Here is an 18,441-nt window from a genome sequence, read left to right on the forward strand (position 1 = left end):
CTCGGCGAGCACTACGGCATGATCGTCTCCGCCCACGACCTCAAGCCCGACCTGCCCGGCGACGCCGCCATGGCCCGCGACCGCATCCGGGCCGGCACCATGGGCGCCGAAGACATCCTCCACGACCTCGGCGTCATCGGCATCACCTCCTCCGACGCCCAGGGCATGGGCCGCGCCGGCGAAACCGTACGCCGCACTTTCGCCATGGCCGGCAAGATGAAACAGGAACTCGGCCCCCTCGACGGCTCCGGCTCCTTCGGAACAGCCGAATCAGGCGACGACAACGAACGGGTGCTGCGCTACATCGCCAAACTGACGATCAATCCCGCCCTCGCCCACGGTCTCGCCCACGAGATCGGCTCCATCGAGGCGGGCAAGCTCGCCGACCTCGTGTTGTGGCGCCCCGACCACTTCGGCGCCAAGCCGCAGCTCGTCCTCAAGTCGGGCTTCCCCGCCTACGGCGTCACCGGCGACCCCAACGCCTCCACCGACCGCTGCGAACCCCTCGTGCTCGGCCCCCAGTTCGGGGCCCACGGCGCCACCGCCGCGGACATCTCCGTCGCCTTCGTCGCCGGCGCGGCGGTGTCGAACGGCGACCGACTGCCCACCCGCAGGCGCCGCGTGGCCGTCCGCGACACCCGTGGCATCGGTCCCGCGAACATGCTGCGCAACCACCGCCTGGGGGCCGTCGACGTCAACCCCGCCACCGGCCTGGTCACCCTGGACGGAGACCCCCTCCAGTCCGACCCCGCCGAGAGCGTCTCCCTCAGCCGCCTGTACTTCCTCTAGGCGGCGGCACAGGACCGCGGTGGCACGGCCCGGGTTGTGCCACCGCAGTTGTCAACGCTGATTCCCGAGCCGGACCAGCTCCGCGTCGATGGCCTCCTTCATCAGCGTCCGGGCATGCGCCAGCGGGAGGCTCCCGCTCAGCCACCGCGTGCTCAGCCCCTCCACCAGAGCCGTCAACCGCTCCGCGGCCTGAGCCAACGCCCCCGCTCCTGCGACGGGGTGCAGCTTGCCCAGCAACTCGGCGACGTCCTGCACCCACACCAGCGTCGCGCGGGCCAGGTCCTTGCGCAGCTCCGGCTCGAACACAGCGCTGGCCCGCAGTTCTCCCCAGGCGGTGCTGTTCTCCCGCACTTCCGGGGAGTCCTGGAACTCCAGAAGCAGGGTCTGCTCCAGCTCGCCGCGAGCATCCAGTGACGAGGCGTCCGCAACGCGGTCGGTCGTGTAGCGCTCGGCCCGGTCGTTGATGAAGTCGAGAGTGGCCCGCAGAATGCCCTGGCGGTTCTTGAAGTGGTAGTAGATGAGCGCGGTGGAGACTCCCGCCTCCGCCGCGAGTTCTTCGACCCGCAGCCCGCGGACCCCGTGCCGGGCAATGACCCTGGCTGCCGCTTCCAGCATCGTCGTTCTACGGTCGGCCACGATCTCGCACCTTACACACGTGAGGGACTAACTGAAAATATAGTCGACGCCCTGCTCGTCCGCGCGAGCCAAGCCCTCAGGGCCGCGCTGACAGGCCCCGGCCCTCCGCCGGTGGGCGCCCGACGCGGCACCGCCCACGGTTCCGGCCTGGGCAAGGTGCGCTGGGTTGTCGAGGGCGTCTTCGCCTGGCTGCACCAGTTCAGGATCACGACGCTGTGTCCGATCAATCCGAACCGGCTGAGAAGCGTCGCCTGCTCCTCTGTTCCTCTGTTCCTCTGTTCCTGGGACTTTTCAGGGACTTCCAGCGCTGTCCGAGGGACTTCCAAGGGACTTCTCGCGGCCTGACGCGGCAAGCTCCTGAAAGATCGGAAAGGACCTCCGACGCAGGTCAGAGGCCCTTTCCGAGGCAAAGCCGCAGGCGGCGACAGACGAGTCGTGCTGTACGCCGGGTTCATCGGCCCCACCCTTCCGACCTGGGCCTTTGTGAGTCGAAACGGTTTGTGACCTGCTAGGACGGGTTGCAGAGGCGATCGAAGGCAGTCAGAGGAAAACGCTCTGATTCGACCCCGATTCGACCCGGGGCGCTCGGAGCCCACCAGAGGCAATCGCCGCTGGTGGGCCCCAGCTCCCGCTCAGTCGGTCGGGGTCGGGCAGCGCCGGACCCCGATGGCGTTGCCGAGACCGACCTTGGTCGTGCTTGCGGCGGGGACGTCTGCCTTCGGCCGGTGCCGGGCATACGAAAGCCTCCAGGACAGGTCCTGGAGGCTTCGCTGGCACCGATTGGAGGTCGGTTCCGGACACCACCCGCAGTTCTTGGCGGGACGGGGCGGTGTCCCTGTCTTCAATGAGACCAGACCAGAATGCCACAGCACCAAGGGATGCCGCACTCCCTTCACGACGCCTTTCAACCGTCTATATCGCAGTCCAAGGCAGTCACAGCCCCTCACCTGGGGCTCAGTCAACTACCGCGTGCAGCAGCAGACTTGATCTTGTATGGCGATCTCACGGGCCGCTATGCGATCGGCAGCTACACCACATCCGGGGGGCCCGGCAAGGCGCCGGTCGCCCGTACCGAGCAGCGAGGCGTTGCCGAGCACGGTCACCGGGTAACGGCGGCCATCGCCTGCCATGTTGCTCGCGTCGGCGGCACCCCGGATCAGCTGGCCGGCCTACTCCTTCACACAGACCACGAGGGCGGACGCCACGCCCGCTACGTGGCGCTCCGCTCCGGACACAGCCGAGCCCTCAACTACATCCACCGAGTATGGGCCAGCGCGTCCCAGGCAGTAAGCAACTCCTTTGCTATCCATTCGCGGTTCGACTCCCACGGTCTGCTGGCCACCGTGCGAAGTCGTGCGGAGACCACGCCCTGGCCAGGAGAGCGCGGCCGCACGGCGCTCCGTGTACTGGCCGCGCATCTCGACTTCGCCGAGGCAGCGGGTGGGCCTCTTCACTTCGCCAGCGAGCGTCAGACCGCTGAAGCGGCGGGGTTGTCACGCTCTGCAGTCCGAGCTGCTTACGCGACCGTCCTCAGACCGTACGGCTGGTTGCGGCGACTTCGTGCGGGGCATGGGCGCGAAGGCTCCACCTGGTATCTCGGTGGCGGAGCTCATTCTCAGGTTTCCGCCGAGTCTTGCCTTCAGACCACTCAGTTCCCCCCCGACCGGGAACTTGAGGAGTGGGCTCCACCTGAGATGAGGCAAAGGGCAGAGATCGATTCCCGTGTGGTCAGCCGGCTGATGCCGCATGATGCCTTTGCCCGCGAAGGCTTGGGCAGCTCGGCTCTGGTCATTGTCGCGGCTCTCAACATCCAGCCTGCCCAGACGGTCGGCGAACTCATCGCCACGTCTTCGGTATCCCGAGCTACGGCATACCGGTCCTTGCGCACTCTAGTGAGCTACGGGCTCGTACTTCACGATGGCGAAGTCTGGCACCTTGCTCCCCGCGCCATCGAGGGCCTCGGGGGCGAGAAGCCGGGCCGGGAAGCCCTAGGGAGCTGCTCTAGGGGCTGGGACGTAGTCGCCGAAGGCTGTGGCTCAGCAGGGGTCTCGGCCCGGCGACATGCCCTGCACGCGAAGGAACGCGCAGCCTACCTCCGGGTTCTTGAGCATCTCGCCGAACGCCGGACGCCCGCCGCTGTCGTCGAACGCGACGGGCACCTCGTCCTGGTCCCCCGTCCGGCGCCTGACGAGGTTCCCCCCAACTGGCGAGGTCCCGCAGGAACCGTCCTGGACCCGTCCACCGGGCGGATCGACACCCAGTGGCGCGTAGCGACCGATGGCCGACTGATCCTCATCACCCCTGCCGATCAGCGCACTTACGACGAACTGGCAGCCGCACACGCGGTGGCCTTGACCGAATGGGAGACGGCCTCATGAACCCGAAGTCCCTGAAAGATCAGCTCGCAGGCGGGCCAAGCTTCGCGTCGAGCCTGCGACGTCGATACGAAGCTGGCGCAACCGTAGCTGAGTTGGTGGCCGAGACCGGGCTTTCCCATGGCACCGTCGTCAACCGTCTGCACCAGGCCGGAACGATCATGCGCGCTCCCTGGGAGACACGCCGCATGCGGGAGGACCCGGAGCGCGCGGCTGCACGCAAGCGACTCGCCATCCGTCTACGCCGCCTCTACGAAAGCCACGGAGCCACCCTCGCAGAACTCGCCGCGGCCGGGGCGGGGTCGCCTCGCAATGCTCGCCGTCTGCTTTTGGACGCCGGCGCGACTCTTCGCACCACGCAGGAGACTATTCGCCTTCGCTCCATCAACCGGACCGAAACACATCGCAGACTGCTGGCATCGGTCCGATCGCAGTACGAAGCCCGCGTTCCGGTGGCGCAGATTGCCATGAACCACGGCTATTCAATCGCCACCATCTACAGGTTGCTTCGCCAAGCCAAGACCCCGATGCGGTACCGAAATCCGCAAACCAGGACGGCATCGAGGTCATGAGTTCTCCGGCCTCCCCGCAACCACCGTACCCCCTGAAACGAGCGCCGCCTGACCTTCTTGGCGATGAGGCCTATCTATATCGCCACCACAGGACGTTCTCCTCTATACCAACCGAAGGAATCAGCGAATGAAAGAACTAACCCGCCGTAAGGTGCTACTACGAGTAGCCCGCCCCTGGGAAACCGTCGTGTTCGTTATCGGCATGCTGAAAGGCGGTACCGGTAAGACCACTAGCGCCTTCTTCATCGCCGTCTACTGCGCCGTCGTCCTGGAGATACCCACCCTTCTCCTTGACGCGGACAAGGGCAGCCAGTCCGCTTATGACTGGTACAAGGTTGCTCTCGCTAGCGGGATCGAAATCCCGCCTCTCCTTACCGTGGAGCGGTACCCATTTGACGACATCGCCGAGTACATCCGCGCCAAGCGCGCTCACTACGGTGCGATCGTCGTCGATGCGGGAGGTGGTGACGCGTCACTGTTCCACGAAGCGGTGACGGAAGCTGATCGACTCATCGTGCCAGTGGCGCCGACCAGGATCGAACGTCGAAAGCTGGTCGCTACTTTTGACGAAGCCGACCGTGCTGCGGCTCGCAGCGAAAGGAATGTCACGGCTCACCTCGTCTTGGTCAAGGCAGACGACCGCACCAGCCTGCCCGGCACGGCAAAGAATGCCCTGCTGAACCCTGTCAAGGGCGAAGGGATCGGCCCGGGCCACGAAGACGCCTACCCCCTCACTGAAACCGTCATCCATTCCTGGGTCCACTACATGGATGCTTTCGGTTCAATCCCTGACGAACTCGCTGAATACGGTGCACTGATGGAGGAAATCGCATGACCGAGAAGAGCAAGCCTCCGACCCGCCGCCGACCCGCCGGCCGCGTCCTGGGTGCGACGAAGGCTTCCGTGCCGCCACCGTCTGCGGAGCTGACGCGCGAGCAGCTCGAAGCCGAGGAGCCGAAGAGGCAGGCCGCGGACCCAGCGCCTCCTACCTCCGTGAAGGGGGAAGCGCTCACCCAAGCTGAGGTCCACGACTCCGTCGACGGTCCGGCGGTCGGCCCCGACACATCGCATCGCCAAGGCGAAGACGGCCGCCAGGCGAACCTGGCGTCGGCTGAAGTAGCCGTCTCCGCAGCCCCGCAGCCGTTCCCCGTGGGCGGAACTCCGACGAGCACCGATCGCCCGCTTCCCGCCCCGGATCCGTCCCCCGACGAAGGCACCGCGACCTGGGTCCCTGGGCCCGGAAGGCCTGAAAACATTCCGTCCCTTCGAGAGGTGCTGAATCAGCGAGTCATCACGCGGGAAAGTCTCGACGCCAGCGTGGCATCACAGCTCCGTTTGAAGAAGCGGATAAAACGCTTTGCCCTGGACAATGATGTGGACCACCTGCCCATGGGCGACATCGTCTCGGTTGCCATAGACGAATGGCTGTCCACCCGAGGTTACTGACCCCCAGTCTTCGGGTGCGCCGCCAGCGAGACGGCGGCGCACCCGGAGCCCTCCAATAGTCGAATAGTCGGCCGAATATTCGACTATTGATTTTAGGAGCAACGCATGCGCGACATCTCACGTCAAGTTAAGCAACTGCGCGATATCGCGCGGGCACTAGAAGAGCAGCAGGCGTTGACCGAGGATCCGCTCTCTGTACATCCGGAAACCCAGGGGCTGCTTAATTCACGCCACACGAAACGAGGTCAGTTCAACTACGCCGTCCCAATCGATCTCGCCCTTCAGCGTCGGGTTCGCCAGTACCACGCAGATCATGAAGTACCTCACGGCGACATTGTCGCCATGGCCCTCGATGCCTGGCTGCGGGCCAAAGGGTATCCGCCACCCAAAAGGACTTCGACTAAGTGACAAGCCATCGCAACCCCGGCGAATTCAACTTCACACCCTCTCAGTTTGAGCAACTGCCCTTAGACTGGGGAATCGCGGAAAGAATGGAACAGTTATCAATTCTCGGGCCGCCTCAACCAGTCCGAGTCAGTTCGGCGCTATGGGAGGTCTGGACCCAGGATAGCAGCGTCATCGAACGCTTCGAATCCAAACGTTACCGGCGGCGGGATAACCAGTGCTGGCCATGGCTGGGGGCTGTGAGTTCAACCGGCCATGGCTCATTCCGTGCTACTAGCCTTCCTGGCCACGGGAGACGAGGTACGGTGCCCGCCCACCTCTACGCCTTTCAGTTGGCCAACGGCCCTATAGCGAAATTCGGTTGGTCCAGGACCGACGACCTAGAAGTCTGTCATAAGTGCGACTCTCACGGCTGCACTAACCCCGCCCACCTGCGCCTGGGCTCGTCATCCGAGAACCGAACCGAATGGGCCTCTCGGCGAGGCGATCCGAACGGACCTCTTGCTGACATCCGAGGTCCTGCCGGGCGGACCCGTGCGATCGCTGAAGCAGTTCGCTACGGACTTAAGCACCATGAATCACGGGAGTTGATCGACGCACGCATTCGCACAGCAGAGCTTGCCGGGCTCCCCTGGACCTTATGGTAATGCCACGGGATGATGATTTCTGGCGGCTCTTCCCTCCGAACAACCGCCCGTTATAACGTCTGATTTGGTCTAGCTGTCCGCCATCGCTTGCCTGGAAGACCTGTTCCCTGAGTAAAGGAGAAAATGAACGTGTCCGATTCTAGTAATCCCTCCCCGCAGTCAGTTCCACCATCTCGTTCGGCAGCAGTTCTCCGGGGCGACATAAAGCTCACGGTCGAGCAGCAGGTCATCCTCGACACCTGCTCGACCGGGCAGAACGTGGTGATTGAGGCAGGCGCGGGCACCGGAAAGACCAGCACGCTGAAGATGGCGGCCGCGGTGATGCACGGCCGCGGACTTTACATGGCGTTCAACCGGGCCATCGCTGGCGACGCTGCGGCCAGCTTCCCCGGGCACGTCACCTGCAAGACAGCCCACTCCTTAGCGTTCGCCGCGGTGGGCCGCACCTACAGGCGCGACGGGCGGCTCGGCGGGCCCCGGCAGCGCGCCGAGGACGTTGCGCAGATCCTCGGCATCCGAGAACCGCTCGCCCTTGCCTCCGGGAGCTTCCTGACCACCGCGCAGGTCGCGCGGCTGGCCCTGGGCATGGTCAGGAGGTTCACCTTCTCCGCGGATGACGGACTCACCCCTCACCACATGGTCAAGGTCCACCTGCCGGGCGAGGACGAGAAGGCCGCGCAAGCCGGACTGGCCGAAGCGCTGTTGCCCTACGCCCGGCGGGCCTGGGAGGACATCACCTCTCCCCATGGACGCTTGAAGGTCGAGCACGACCACTACCTGAAGATCTGGGCCTTGACCCGCCCGTCCCTGCGCGCCGACTTCGTCTACCTGGACGAGGCACAGGACTCCAACCCGGTCGTCGCCCGGCTGGTGCGGGAGCAGTCCGCGCAGGTCATCGTGGTGGGCGACAGCAACCAGGCGATCTACGGGTGGCGCGGCGCGGTGGACGCGCTCGCTGACTGGCCCGCCCAGCGGCGGCTGCGGCTCACCCAGTCATGGCGCTTCGGCCGCATGGTCGCCGACGAGGCCAACAAGTGGCTGACCGTGCTTCGATCCGACCTGCAGCTCACGGGCGCCCCCTCACTCGACACTGCCGTCGCGCCGCTGGAGCTTCGAGACGTCGATGTCGTGCTGTGCCGCACCAACGCCGAGGCCTTCCGCCAGGGCATGGAGGCACTCGCCGCTGACCACCGTCCCGGCCTGATCGGCGGCACTACGGACATCGCCACCATGGCCCGGGCCGCGCTCGACCTGCAGAACGGCAAGCGCACCGGCCACCCCGAACTTCTCGCGTTCGAGAGCTGGGCCCAGGTCAAGGACTACGTCGAACACGACGACGCCGGCGCCGATCTGGCCGTCTTCGTCCGCCTGGTCGACACCTACGGAGCCCAGAGCCTGATCAACACCACCGAGCAGTTCGTCGAACCGGACAAGGCCGACCTGGTCATCTCCACCGCTCACCGGGCGAAGGGGCGTGAGTGGAACCACGTGCGCATCGCCGGCGACTTCCGCGAGCCCACGTGCGACCCGAAGACCGGCGCACTCGGCACCATTCAGCGCCAAGAGGCCATGCTCGCCTACGTCGCCGTCACCCGGGCCCGCACCTGCCTGGATCGCCACGGCCTCGCCTGGGTCGACCCCTACGTCGGCAGCCCGTCACAAGGCTCCGTAGCGCCGTTCCATCGGACACTCGACATGCTCAAGAACCTCTACTCCGCGAAGTGCCACACCTGCGGCAATTGGGTTCCTCGCGACCGTGGACGCGTCCGCAAGAACGGCCGCTCTTGGGTCACCTACTGTCAGTCCTGCGTGAACGCCGGATCGGCGTCCTGACCCCACCGTACACACCACGCCGACGTCGGTGGTGTGGGTTCGGGGTGCTGGCAGGCGGCGGCGGGCGGCGGGGGTGGGGCCGCTGCGCGGCCCCTGGGTTGGTTGTGGTGGGGGTGGGTTGTTGGGTGCGGGTGGCCCCTCCCGGCGCGAGATTGTGAGGGGGTGCGGCGGACTGCGCGCAAGGTCGTCCCGGGGCCTTTTTCGCCGCTCCTTCGTCGCGGTGAAAAAGGTCCCGCTCCTCCCCTGCGCTTCGTCCGGCACCCCCTCAAAATCTCTTTTTGCCGGGAGGGGGCGGGGGGGGGACCCTCCCGGCTCGGCTGGTCGGGCGGCCGGGGCAGCCGGCCGGGCGCGGCCCGGTGGTGGGAAGGGGCACGCAGCGAGGTGGTGAGCACGAGCACCCCGAGCAGGCCCGGGGCGAGTAATTCCTTGTGATTGATGGGGATTTGGGGGTTGACCTCCCCCGCCCCACACGGGTAGATTTACCTATGTCAACACGGGGCAGGGCAAGCCCCCCGACACCCACCACCGACCGCGAGGAGACAGTTCATGGAACTCGTTCCCATCTCCCAGCTGGGCGCAGAACTGCGCGCCCAGGCCCAACTGGACGTCCGAGTCACCGAGGGCGAACGGCAGTTGGTGATCGTCCTGCCGAGCAGCCTGGACCAGCTGTGGATCACGCCCGGCCATTCCAGCGGGCGGCCCCGGCTCTTCTGGCGGCGGCGCACCTTCCTCGGGACCGCGACCGACGAGTCCGGCTACCTGGACTGGACCGCCGACCCGGCCCCGCTGATCCACTTCGTCTTCAACTACGCCTACTCGCCTAGCCAAATCGCGCCCCAGTACCAGCGCGTCCTCGACGCCTTGCACGGACGAGGTCTCGACGCGAAGCTGGCGCATGCCAAGGGGGGCGGCTTCCAGATCCGCATCGGGCTGCCGGACCTAACGTACCTGCTGATCGGCACCGGCAAGTCCCTTGCTCCCCGGCTGGAGCAAGTACAGGGCTGGCACGTCGAGCACCACGGTCCCGAGGAGCACATCGCCGTCGTGTACGACTCGATGCCGCACAACCGCCCCCAGGGCGCGAGCCTCGGCGGCCCCCACGTTGACGTGATGGCCGATCACGTCGCCCGGTACGTCGCCAGCGTCATGGCCCGTTACGGAGGTCGTCACCCGCTCGGCGCGCCCGTCCGTCTCCAACAGGACGCCACCGCCCCCGGCACCGTCGCATGGCTGCTTGAAGAACTGGTCCAACTCCCTTGCCATCAAGGCGAGTTGGACAACGACGGCGGCGCGCTGATCACCATCGCGCGGCGTGACGGCAGCGATCCGGCAACGGTCGACGTCCCGGCCGTCGTCGTCAACCGGATCAGCGCCCTGCTGCTGTCCGAGGTCACCAACTGCCAGATCTACGGCGGGTAGCAGCTCCCGCCCCTACTGGCCGCTCCACCGTGCTGGGTCCGGAGGGCAACCGGACCCAGCACGCCGATCCCTCCACCACCGAACGGTTGCAAGGACGGACCTTGAGTATCACCTTCACTGACATCTTCTGCGGCGCCGGTGGCGCCAGCACCGGCCTGGTCAAAGCGGGTTGGGAACTGAGATTGGCTGCCAACCACTGGCAGACCGCGATCGATACGCATTCGGCGAACCACCGCCAGGCCGAGCACGTGTGCGCCGACGTCTCGAACTACGACATGCGGCGCCTGCCGCGCACTGACGTGCTGTGGGCCAGCCCTATATGCACCGAAATCTCCCCTGCTGGGGGCCGCCGCCGCAGCAAGAAGGCCAGCGGGCTGACCGAGGAGGAGCTGCGCTCGTTACCCGACGCCGCGTTCGAGCGGACCCGCGCGACCGCCTACGACGTCATCCGCGCGGTTGAAGTACACCGGTACAAGGCGGTGCTCATCGAGAACGTCACCGAGTTCGCCACCGACTGGATCCTGTTCGACTGGTGGCTGAGCGGCATGGTCAAACTGGGTTACAACTACCAGATCGTCTGCGTCAGCTCCGCGCACATCGGCGGCGAGCTCAACCCGGCCGCCCCACAGTGGCGGGACCGCCTCTACATCGTCTTCACCTGGGTCGGCATGCGCCTACCCGACGTCACCCCGCGGCCCCCGGCCCGGTGCGAAGAGTGTGACGAGGACGTGTACGCGCAGCAGACCTGGCGCCCCGGCCACGCAGAGACTCGCATCGGCAAATACGGCCAGCAGTACGACTACACGTGCCCGAACCACGACACCGCCGTGATCGTCGAGCCCTACATCCGGCCCGCCTCCGACATCATCGACTGGACGAACCTGGGCACTCGGATCGGGGACCGCAGGCGCCCCCTGGCACCCACGACCATGGACCGCATCGCGGCCGGTCTGGAGATGTTCCCCGACGATCCCTCGGTCGTCACCATCAACCACGGCGGGCACGACGGCCGCGCCTTCCGCCCCGACCTCACCCCCCTGCCGTCGCGCACCGTCAAGATCGGCGAAGGGCTCGTCGTCCCGCCCGGCGCCTGCCCGCACGACAGCACGGCGGACCTGGCCGCCCCGCCCTTCATCGTCGAGTTCCGCAACCACGCCACCGCTGAGCGCGTGGACCGGCCTCTGGCCACCGTCACCGCGGGCGGCAACCACCACGGCCTGGTGATCCCCTTCCGGAAGGGCTCGACCCCGAAAGTGACCAGCGAGCCGCTGCACACCCTGTCCACCCGCGACTCCGCTGGTCTGCTACGCCCGGCGGTGAAGATCGAGGACTGCCACTTCCGGATGCTCCAGTGGCGCGAGCAGATGAGCGCCCAGCGCTTCCCCGAGACCTACATCGTCAAGGGCCGTAGCAAGGCCGAGCGGACCATGCAGGCCGGAAACGCCGTCAGCTGCAACGTCCCACAGTGGCTGGGCCATGCCGTCAGCGCCGTCCTGTAGCCATCCTTCCGGGCCGCCCTGTCGAGGCGGGGCGGCCCCTGACCCGCTCCGAGGAGATGACCTCTCGTGCGAGCGTTCCACCCCCGCCACCCGCCGAAGACGGCCACCGCCGCCGCCATCCGCACCCACCTCGAATCGAAGGGCTGGACTCTGGCCACCGTCGGCGGCCGCGAGTGCCGGCTCAACGAGGCTCCCGAGTCCGGCCACTTCACCGTCCAGGACGAAGATCACGACGGTACCCCGGCCGTGATCCTGATCTGCTTCACCGACGAATACGTCTACGACCTCTACAGCATGGTCGAGCAGCTGAAGGAAGCCGGATATGCCAGCGAGAGTCTGCCGTTCGCCGACGCGAGGCTCATCCGCGTCGCGACCAGTCAGGAGATCGCCGACCGCGCGGTCCACCAGACCCGGCGCGTCGCGTCGGTCCTCGCCGCGATCCTCCCGGAGCGGCCCAGGCAGCCTAACGAGCTGCCGCCGCTGCCCGACGCCCTGTTCTGACCATCACGACTCCAGCCGCGCTCGCAGGGAGGGCAACCCCGCGGGCGAATGCCACCGAGCCGGCTGGTCCCACCACTACACGAAGGAGAACCTTGTGACCCCGTTCAGCACGGGCGTGCGACGCATCGTGGGCAGCCTCACCGCTGACACCTTGCGCATGATGACTGGCATCGAAACCGCGTGCCAACGCCGCGCCGTCCGTTCCTTGCGCGCCGCCCTGGCGGACCGCGCAGCCACAGCCATCGTCACGGCAGACCTCATTCACACCGAGCTGCGCTGGTACGAGCCGACCGGAGTGAGGGGCATGGCCCTGATCATTCGTATGGAGGGGCGCACCAACGTCGATCTGTGGTTTACCGGCCTTGGGGCTGAACCCGCCGAAGCTCTGCTGCGCGCTGGCGAAGGTAGGGACAACGATCTGACCATCAACGATGGAGAGCTGGTGCTTGTCCTCGGCAACCACTCCGTCGCCGAGGCCACCGAGCTTCTCTCCGCGTACGTCCGCGCCACCACACCCACTCGCGTCGATGTCGCCCGTGCTGCCCATGGCTCCACCCAACACGAGCTCATCGCGGCCCTTGAGGAGGAGCTGATCCGGCGCGCCACCGCCTACTACCCCGGGGCCGCCTGGTTGGTCGTGGATTCCGCGCGTTGGTCCGAGACCTGGGGCGAGTCGGAGGTCGAGCTGCGAGCGGTGATCGACGCCGACGGCAAGGTTCTGCACGAGCACCAGGACTGCCAGGAGGGCGGTAGGCACCCGGACGGTAGCCGCCACACCGAGTGGGGTTGCGTCGTCGACCGCCTGCTGACGGAACTCGCTGATCTGGACGGAATCGGCGGTTGGCCGGAGGCGTGCCGGACCACTCAGTGGTGCGAGCTGCGCGCCGTGCCGCTGACACCCGAGGCCGCTACGAAGGACTGCCGTTACCCGCACGACGGACACGAGGAGTGGGACGAGGTGTAATCGGCACGCCTTGGGGGGTGGGCCCGCGTCGGGCTCATCCCCGCCACGACCCGCGCCGCCTTCGCTGACCACCACGGCCCGGATGAACGAAAAGCGGGTCGGCGGTTACGAGCCGAAGCTCGTACCAGCCCCGCCGAAGCGTGCTGGCTCGGGCAAAACCGCCGACCCTTCTCCACCACCAACGACGAGGCCGCAACAGGACTCCCGCTGGCAGTCTCCATCAGTGTACGGCGGGAATACGGCAGGATGGCACCACGATGACTACGACGAGAGAGCAGTTCGAGCAGCGGCTCGCCGCGCTGCGCGACCCCTGGGTAACCCGCAGACAGTTGGAGCACCTCGCCGGCGTCACCCCGAAGACGATCCGCAACTGGCTCCAGGTCCATCCCGTCCCCGAGGGGAAGACCCAGACCGGCCCTCGCAGCACCCAACTCATCGACAAGCAGACAGCGGTCGAGTGGGCGCGCGCGCGACTCTTCGGCGACAAGGAAGGGATCTCAGAAACGCCGTCCGGCCCGCGGTTGGCGGCCGAACGACGCCCCATGACGCACGCTCCCGGTGAACGGTGGCGCCGTGTCGACATCGCCCGGCTTCGCGGCGTGACCTCCGGGGCCATCGGCAACCTGGCCCAGACGTACGCGGATCACCCGAGTCACCCCTTCCCACCCGCCGAAGAGGACCGCACCCGGGACGCAGCCGCCGTCGCCGCCTGGTTCGCCTGGTACGACGCCGAGCGCCCCGGTTACAGCGGGAAGCGGGCAGTTCCCGCGGACACCGCGCGAGCACTGGTTGGGAGGGTCGCCGAGGTTGCCGAACTGCTGCGAACCGCCGTCAGCGAGGGCGCTGATCTGACCACCAAGAGCGTCGCGGCACGATTGGAGGTGTCACCCGACGTCGCCGCCCGCTACCTGTCGCAGGCAGCCGAGGTGGTGATGCCTGATCACGGACTGATCGCGCGCAGGCACATTCCCGAGCTGTTCCCGGCCACCGTGCGCGACCAGATGACCCCACTCCAGCAGCGCGAGCGCGTCAAAACACTGTTGCGGCGCCGCACAGCGCCGGAACCCGTCCTTGTCGTCGGTGGCACGGAGTACTTCTGGCGCCAAGAGGTGGAGACTCTGGTGACGTCGGCCTGAAGGTGAGTTGTGCCGTTGTCGCTCCGGGTGTCGGTGGTGTGGGTTCGGGGTGCTGGCAGGCGGCGGCGGGCGGCGGGGGTGGGGCCGCTGCGCGGCCCCTGGGTTGGTTGTGGTGGGGGTGGGTTGTTGGGTGCGGGTGGCCCCTCCCGGCGCGAGATTGTGAGGGGGTGCGGCGGACTGCGCGCAAGGTCGTCCCGGGGCCTTTTTCGCCGCTCCTTCGTCGCGGTGAAAAAGGTCCCGCTCCTCCCCTGCGCTTCGTCCGGCACCCCCTCAAAATCTCTTTTTGCCGGGAGGGGGCGGGGGGGGGACCCTCCCGGCTCGGCTGGTCGGGCGGCCGGGGCAGCCGGCCGGGCGCGGCCCGGTGGTGGGAAGGGGCACGCAGCGAGGTGGTGAGCACGAGCACCCCGAGCAGGCCCGGGGCGAGTAATTCCTTGTGATTGATGGGGATTTGGGGGTTGACCTCCCCCGCCCCACACGGGTAGATTTACCTATGTCAACACGGGGCAGGGCAAGCCCCCCGACACCCACCACCAATCGGGTGCGAAAAGCGCTCGACAAGTCAGGAAAGGGGATGCGCATGACCACAATGGAGGCGGTTCTGGTCTCCGCCGACGGCGAGCACGCCCACGAGGCAGTGGTCGACAAGTCCAACCGCTGGAACGGCTGGTTGTCTCCGCGCTTCACACTGGAGACCGTCAAGCAGATAGCTGTGGACTGCCAGACGTGGATCGAGAGGTTTGGACGAGCCGACCAAGACGAGATCAGGGTTATCGAGGCCCCGGAGCTGTCGGAGACGTCCGAGGAAGGTGAGAGCCGCAAGGCCGCCATCGTCCTTCACATTCACTGGGCGTACATCCACACCGACGGCCCCGCCACCTGTGCAACCGTCGTCGAGCCCGGCGAGGACGGCCGGTATGCCATCGGCGCGTGGGAGTGGACCTGGGCGGAGATCTCGCCCAACATCAGCGAACGCGGCCAGTACTTGTTCGACTTCTACGCCGCTGCGTTGCGCGAGGCGGTGTGGTTCGAGGCGCAGCCCACACCCGAAGGTACCGATGGCGCTCCAGGTCGGGAGTGGGAGGAGGTCGAGGCCCTGAACCTCGACGTCAACAGCATCATCCTAAGCCAGCGGGAAGCGTTCATGGCGGTGTGCACATCGTTCGTCTCGGACAACGCCGAGATGTTGAACGAGATCCCGGCCGAACGAGCCGGAGGCGCGTTCTGGATGTCGGCGCGCGGCGGCGACGGCATCCCGGCACGGTCGCTCCTCGCGCTGCCAGACGTAGCCAAGGAGTCGCGCGAGCGCCTGCACAACTCGGCAGGCGGGCACCGGTTCGGCACCGTCCACCTTGACGGCACCACAGTGAGCTTCACCTGACCATGTCCGCGCGCCAGATCGCTCCGGCGACGACGGCGCAGCCATCGAAGCCCTGGCACCAAACCGTTCGCGCGGTACGAGAACTTGTGGCTGCACACACCGGGCCAGGACCACGCCGATGCTGCCCGAGCGCACCCGTGCCGCCTGTCTAGCCCTAGCCGAACCTCTCAACCCACCGCAAAGAAAGGTGATTCCCCGCCTACCAAAGATAGATTTCCCTATGTCGCGATGGGGTTGGGCAAGCCCCCCCGACACTCCACCACCCGGAAGGAATCCCACAGACGATGGCGTACGGCAAATCGATTGATCTGGACGAAAGCACGCACATCTTGCCGGTCTTCGACCCGGTGCTCCGCACCTTCTCCGTGCAACTGTGGAAGGGCAGCCAACCGGCCGGAATTCACGGCCTGGTCGAGAACTTCAGCCACCCCGACGACGTTCTTGACACGATTGATGAGTTCTTGGAGCGATCGGGCGTCCGGGCGCTCACCGAGGACGAGATCGGCAAGCTCGGCGGCGAGCTGATCAGGAGCAAGGGCGGTCCCGACGCCGCCATCCTGGAACTCGCGCTGAAGCACCCTCAGCTCTTCTTCTGGTAATTCACACCGGCCGGGGCCGCGCACCTCAGCGCCGCCCCGGCCCTCCATCAGAACCCAAGACGCCCCCGAGGGGCAGGGCAACACCCCCGACGCGGGCTCGGCCACCAACACCGCCGTGACTTGACGCTGAAAGGAGACAGGCGTGACCACTTACCACGTCAGCTGGACCAACGAGGACATCGACGCCGAAGACCCGCTGAGCGCGGCGCGGGAAGCCTGGGACATGCTGCGCGACCCCGAAGCCTTCCCGCCCGTCTTCGAGGTCGGTGCCGGGAGCACCGTGGTCGAGGTAGACCTGCTGGATGACGCGATTCGACCGGCCAGCAGTCACGCCGCCAACGACCTCGGTGCAGGTCTGATCATTGGGGCCTACCTGGCCACCTACCCGTACCCGCTCCCCGACCTGGACACCACCACTGCCCGCGTCGTACGAGCCGACCAAGTCCGTCAAGGTGACGTGCTCCTGAGCGCCTTCAAGTTGAATGACCGGCAGCTCGGCCACGCGACGTTGAAGGCCCACATCCCCCGATACGCCGACCCCTCGCCCGCGTGCGGCACGTGCAGCCCCGACTGCGCCGCGTTCGCCCTCCACGCGCAGCACGGGGAATGCCCCGCGCTACACATGACCGCCATCGGCCGCGAGGTCACCGACCCCGAGGAGTGCGACGATGAGCCTTTCCACCTCAACGACTTCGCCGACACGCTCTACTTGATAGTCCCGCACTCGACGAGAGCCCTCGAAACGGCGGGTCGCGTACTGCGCGCTGCACTGGCCGAACGTAACGTCACCGTGCACGAAGGTACGGGACCGTACTACGCGATCCCACTGGACCCGGCCACCCCGGCGCAGGAGGTCTACCATCGTGCGCACCTGTCGGTGGCCGATCGCAATACGTCCACCGAGCACGACTCACCCGCCCACACCGGCTGGACGGTGTTCCTGCGCGACGACAACGGTGAGTCGGTCGGCGAGCCGCTCTACATCGCCGGGGACGGTGAAGTGATCGACTGTACAGTCGAGTCCGCGGCCGCCGCAGCGTTCATCGCCGGCTGGCTCACCGCGCATCAACGGCCGAGCAGCGCTTCCAACACCCAGGATTGATCAACTAGTTGGTCATGTCCGCACCCGGCCCCCGGTCGCGCTGCCAGCGCGACCGGGGGCCCGCTTCCGTGCTGTCGTGCTAAGCGCCGCGCTCTGCCACCGTGCGAGGTACCGTCGCCCATGACCACCGCGCGCAGCAACACGGCGCCCGAGGGAAAGGGGATCCCATGACGCGTAGCGGGATAGGGATAACGGAGATGTCGATCGAGGATCTCGACCTCGACTGGATCGGCATGACGATCGAAGTGGACACCCCGGACGGCAGCAAGGTCGGGTTCCGCCTTGCGCGCTACGAGAAGACCACCCGCGACAGCGAGCCGCTGTGGGTCCTCTTCAGCGCCGATCAGCCATGGCGAACTGAGCTGACGGCAGGCGCCAAGGTTCGATGGGTGCACCGGCCGATCGATCCTGGTCGGCCTGCGGGGCAGCACTTCTCCCCGCATCCGAACCCGGTAACAGCTCCTCAGGCCGGGCCCGTGTCGGCCCCACTTAGCCCGGCATCCTGGGTTACACCCCCGGTGCCCGGAACCCGGTAACAGACGCCAAACGCCCGCAGTCCTCGACCTGGACCGGTAACAGCCAGGTCGAGGACTGCGGCGCGTCCGTGTCACCCGGAGAGGGCCGCTGCCTCCTCTGTTGAACCGGGCCGCTCGACGGCCGTCGACGTCGGCTTCGGCGTCGGGGATCCGGAGTCAGCCGGAGCACTCGCAGTGCCGTGCAACGACGCCTTGACCTCCCGGACCACAGCCTCCGCCACACCCAGCCGCTCCGCCACGGAACGCACGCCTGAGAGCACCAGCATCTCACCCATGACGTCGCTCATCTGCTCCCGCAGCTTCCCGTTCTCCTTCTCCACCTCCCCGCGAACCTTCTCGGTGTACTTTCTGATCTTCTCGTCGGCCGCGGACGCTTTATCAGCTATCGCATCTTCCGCCTCGAACCAGGTGGTCGCCAGGTCTTCTAGTCGCTGCTCGCGTTGGCGACGTTCCACCGTCCGGGCCCGAGCCTTGTCCCTCGCCTTGAGCTGGCGAGTGGTCCTCCGCTCTGCCATGAACGCCCTCCCATCGGTAGGTCCACGACCATTGTGGTCTTCAGACAACGTCCGGTGCTACGGCGGGAGTTGCCTGGCCGTCTTGTCGA

At 66.8% G+C, this 18,441-nt stretch carries 17 protein-coding genes and 1 pseudogene; 16 read left to right on the forward strand and 2 right to left on the reverse strand.

Annotated features, from left to right (window positions below; translation table 11 throughout):
* The coding region (locus K7472_RS20550; RefSeq protein ID WP_222979978.1) for an amidohydrolase family protein at positions 1-789 on the forward strand (789 nt) is incomplete at its 5' end.
* Between the two features lie 51 nt (positions 790-840).
* Here K7472_RS20550 and K7472_RS20555 read toward each other — a convergent pair.
* A complete protein-coding gene (locus K7472_RS20555) occupies positions 841-1,425 on the reverse strand; it encodes a TetR/AcrR family transcriptional regulator (protein ID WP_308014001.1) in 585 nt (194 codons plus the stop codon).
* Between the two features lie 99 nt (positions 1,426-1,524).
* On the opposite strand from K7472_RS20555, the pseudogene K7472_RS33745 reads away from it, so the two are divergent.
* From K7472_RS33745 to K7472_RS20635, 15 genes and pseudogenes are all read left to right on the forward strand, one after another.
* Positions 1,525-1,770 (forward strand): annotated as a pseudogene (locus K7472_RS33745) (hypothetical protein); the annotation flags it as partial.
* Between the two features lie 2,029 nt (positions 1,771-3,799).
* Positions 3,800-4,372 carry a helix-turn-helix domain-containing protein gene (locus K7472_RS20565; protein ID WP_222979979.1) on the forward strand — a complete coding sequence of 191 codons (573 nt, stop codon included), beginning with the start codon at positions 3,800-3,802 and terminating at the stop codon, positions 4,370-4,372.
* Positions 4,373-4,499: 127 nt separating this feature from the next.
* The gene (locus tag K7472_RS20570) at positions 4,500-5,207 is read left to right on the forward strand and encodes a ParA family protein (protein ID WP_222979980.1); all 708 of its coding nucleotides are present in this window, start codon (positions 4,500-4,502) and stop codon (positions 5,205-5,207) included.
* Complete coding sequence (locus K7472_RS20575) at positions 5,204-5,818, forward strand: hypothetical protein (protein ID WP_222979981.1); 615 nt, start codon at positions 5,204-5,206, stop codon at positions 5,816-5,818. The genes K7472_RS20570 and K7472_RS20575 overlap by 4 nt, the downstream gene beginning before the upstream one ends.
* A 105-nt stretch (positions 5,819-5,923) precedes the next feature.
* The gene (locus K7472_RS20580) at positions 5,924-6,226 is read left to right on the forward strand and encodes a hypothetical protein (RefSeq protein ID WP_222979982.1); all 303 of its coding nucleotides are present in this window, start codon (positions 5,924-5,926) and stop codon (positions 6,224-6,226) included.
* Between the two features lie 767 nt (positions 6,227-6,993).
* A complete protein-coding gene (locus K7472_RS20590; RefSeq protein ID WP_222979983.1) occupies positions 6,994-8,703 on the forward strand; it encodes a UvrD-helicase domain-containing protein in 1,710 nt (569 codons plus the stop codon).
* A gap of 546 nt (positions 8,704-9,249) precedes the next feature.
* Positions 9,250-10,122, forward strand: a complete 873-nt coding sequence (locus K7472_RS20595; protein WP_222979984.1) for a hypothetical protein — start codon at positions 9,250-9,252, stop codon at positions 10,120-10,122.
* 101 nt (positions 10,123-10,223) lie between these two features.
* Entirely contained in the window at positions 10,224-11,621 is a 1,398-nt protein-coding gene (locus tag K7472_RS20600; RefSeq protein ID WP_222979985.1) for a DNA cytosine methyltransferase, read from the forward strand.
* 66 nt (positions 11,622-11,687) lie between these two features.
* Complete coding sequence (locus K7472_RS20605) at positions 11,688-12,122, forward strand: hypothetical protein (RefSeq protein WP_222979986.1); 435 nt, start codon at positions 11,688-11,690, stop codon at positions 12,120-12,122.
* A 94-nt stretch (positions 12,123-12,216) separates the two neighbouring features.
* The gene (locus K7472_RS20610) at positions 12,217-13,086 is read left to right on the forward strand and encodes a hypothetical protein (protein WP_222979987.1); all 870 of its coding nucleotides are present in this window, start codon (positions 12,217-12,219) and stop codon (positions 13,084-13,086) included.
* Positions 13,087-13,343: 257 nt separating this feature from the next.
* The gene (locus K7472_RS20615) at positions 13,344-14,222 is read left to right on the forward strand and encodes a hypothetical protein (protein ID WP_222979988.1); all 879 of its coding nucleotides are present in this window, start codon (positions 13,344-13,346) and stop codon (positions 14,220-14,222) included.
* Positions 14,223-14,799: 577 nt separating this feature from the next.
* Positions 14,800-15,600, forward strand: coding sequence for a hypothetical protein (locus K7472_RS20620; RefSeq protein ID WP_222979989.1), 801 nt, complete (start codon positions 14,800-14,802; stop codon positions 15,598-15,600).
* 284 nt (positions 15,601-15,884) lie between these two features.
* Positions 15,885-16,199 (forward strand): hypothetical protein, encoded by a 315-nt coding sequence (locus K7472_RS20625; protein WP_222979990.1) that lies wholly within the window; start codon positions 15,885-15,887, stop codon positions 16,197-16,199.
* Between the two features lie 142 nt (positions 16,200-16,341).
* Positions 16,342-17,301 (forward strand): hypothetical protein, encoded by a 960-nt coding sequence (locus K7472_RS20630; RefSeq protein ID WP_222979991.1) that lies wholly within the window; start codon positions 16,342-16,344, stop codon positions 17,299-17,301.
* 197 nt (positions 17,302-17,498) lie between these two features.
* Positions 17,499-17,837: a hypothetical protein gene (locus K7472_RS20635; protein ID WP_252395960.1), complete on the forward strand. Its 339-nt coding sequence runs from the start codon at positions 17,499-17,501 to the stop codon at positions 17,835-17,837.
* A 71-nt stretch (positions 17,838-17,908) separates the two neighbouring features.
* On the opposite strand, the gene K7472_RS20640 is transcribed toward K7472_RS20635, so the two are convergent.
* Positions 17,909-18,352 carry a hypothetical protein gene (locus K7472_RS20640; RefSeq protein ID WP_252395961.1) on the reverse strand — a complete coding sequence of 148 codons (444 nt, stop codon included), beginning with the start codon at positions 18,350-18,352 and terminating at the stop codon, positions 17,909-17,911.
* Positions 18,353-18,441: the final 89 nt, after the last annotated feature.

It is taken from the genome of Streptantibioticus parmotrematis, assembly GCF_019890615.1.
GTDB lineage: Bacteria > Actinomycetota > Actinomycetes > Streptomycetales > Streptomycetaceae > Streptantibioticus_D > Streptantibioticus_D parmotrematis.